We start from the raw sequence: 1569 nt of genomic DNA, 5'->3' as shown, positions 1-1569 counted from the left end.
TAATTAATTCAAGAAGCTATACTACAAAGCACGGTAGGAGGAGTCGTAAAACTCTTTATCGCTTTAAACAGCATTTTAATCAGTGTAAGTTTCGCCTTTCAAGCACAAATAAGTGGCTCTATAAGACCGTACACTAAGAATTGTTTTAACACCTAGTTAAATGTGTGGCGAAACAGTCAATGGCTTCTTAATCATTTATGAAAGGAGTTTTTCTATGAAAGTTGTTTATCAAACTTGTTGTGGTGTCGATGTTCACAAATCTTTCTTTGTTGCCACCATCATCAAAACAACCTCTGGCCTTACGCCTTCTTATCACAAGAAACGTTTCTCCACTTTCAACAATTCTATTTTACAGTTCAAAGACTGGTTAATTGAAAATCAATGCTTCGATGTCTGTATGGAATCTACCGGTAAATATTGGATCCCTGTTTTTAACCTTTTGGAAGACGAAATCAACGTCACCATCGCCAACCCTAAATGGGTGAAGGCTGTTAAAGGTAACAAGGACGATACCAAAGATTCTAAATGGATTGGGGATTTGTTTCGATTAGGATTGGTTCCTGGTAGCTTTATTCCTTGCAAGGCTATACGTATCCTCAGAGAATACACCAGGTACCGCTATAAACTGATTTCTGCTAGATCAAGCGAAAAGAATCGTTATCAGAACTCTCTTACTGTCTGTAACGTTGCTTTAGATTCGGTCGTTTCAGATATCTTTGGGAAATCAGCTACATCTATTGTTGATTACCTAATCGAGCAATCCGACAATTCCATCAACCACGAAGAAATTTCTTCCAGACTCCTTCGCTCACTTAAGAAAAAGTCTGATAGTGTCATTGAATCTATCGAAGGGTATCAGATGACTGATTCCCAAAAATATCGCATGCACCTTATCCGTACACATTTAGATTATATCACATCTGCGATTAACGATATAGACACTAAATTGGATTCTTTGATTGCTCCTTATGAAAATGCTGTTCAATTACTGTGTACCATTCCAGGTATCAAGCGCAATAGCGCTATTACGATTATTTCTGAAATCGGTACGGATATGTCTCAGTTTTCTTCTTCTAAACGTTTATGTTGTTGGGCCGGGTTAACTCCCGGCAATAATGAATCTGCTGGTAAGAAAAAATCGGTTAGAATAACACGTGCCGGAGTCTACCTAAAACCTGCATTAGTACAGTGTGCTCATGCAGCCGTGAAATCTACTGATTCTCCTTACTACAAACAAAAATATGAACGTATCATGAAACGCCGTGGTAAAAAACGAGCCATTATTGCTATCGCTAGAATGATTCTTACTGCCATTTACCAAATGTTCTCTACTGGTGAGGCATGGAACCCTAGTGACCTCTATAAATCTGATATGCCAATGCCCCTCGTCGAAAAACAGAAAGCTAAGGCAATCAAACAAGCAATGAAACTTCTTATTAAGGAGGGGCTACTTACCGAACCACTAGAAGCTTCGTAAATTTGTTTAACTTGTTCTTGTTCAATGGCTGTTTATAAAACAGCTTATTAGTTGTGCCAATTTATTGGCTATTTAAATATTCTTTCACACTA

General features: G+C 37.9%; 1 protein-coding gene. It reads left to right on the top strand.

What is annotated here, in order from left to right; genetic code table 11:
• Positions 1-214: 214 nt before the first annotated feature.
• Complete coding sequence (locus tag P0N36_RS15270; protein ID WP_275843746.1) at positions 215-1477, top strand: IS110 family transposase; 1263 nt, start codon at positions 215-217, stop codon at positions 1475-1477.
• Positions 1478-1569: the final 92 nt, after the last annotated feature.

Source organism: Petrocella sp. FN5 (assembly GCF_029210395.1).
Classification (GTDB): domain Bacteria; phylum Bacillota; class Clostridia; order Lachnospirales; family Vallitaleaceae; genus Petrocella.
The sequence above is the reverse complement of the archived record's forward strand: the minus strand, read 5'-3'. Positions and strand labels throughout refer to the sequence as shown.